The organism is Streptomyces sp. URMC 124 (assembly GCF_051386455.1).
GTDB lineage: Bacteria > Actinomycetota > Actinomycetes > Streptomycetales > Streptomycetaceae > Streptomyces.
Window position 1 is genome coordinate 1 of the sequence record NZ_JBPQTS010000369.1, and the last position, 416, is coordinate 416.

A 416-nucleotide genomic window follows, 5' to 3' on the forward strand; every position below is an offset into this window, starting at 1 on the left:
TGTTTTAGCTGTGTTACCTGCATAATATATATCATTTTGATGCAGTTTGTGATATACTATTTGATGTAAGGCAAGATCGATTCTTTGACAACAGCATGCAGTAGACGGCATTCTTTCTTTGGAGGGAAGGAATGCGAACGTTTGATTGACTACTGTGGCTGAATCATCTTTTGATCTAATCCAGGTACCCTTTTTTGGCGGAAACGTCAGGTGCTTCGCGCATCGGCATTTCTCCACATAAGGGGGCGTTCTTTGGATTCGACGGGGATAGTTCGGGCATGAGTAGCGGGTAGTGGGGACGCGTCCACTTCATCAACGCTAAAGCCATAATAACTGGCAAACAACAAACTTCTTACGCTGTAGCAGCTTAATAACCTGCACGCGTGCTCTCGCTCTGTATCGCCCATGTACCGGGA

At 45.9% G+C, this 416-nt stretch carries 1 other RNA gene; it reads left to right on the top strand.

The features are described 5' to 3' along the window. Window positions 1-241: 241 nt before the first annotated feature. Window positions 242-416, top strand: a transfer-messenger RNA (tmRNA) gene (ssrA, locus tag ACSNOG_RS32980); the annotation flags it as partial.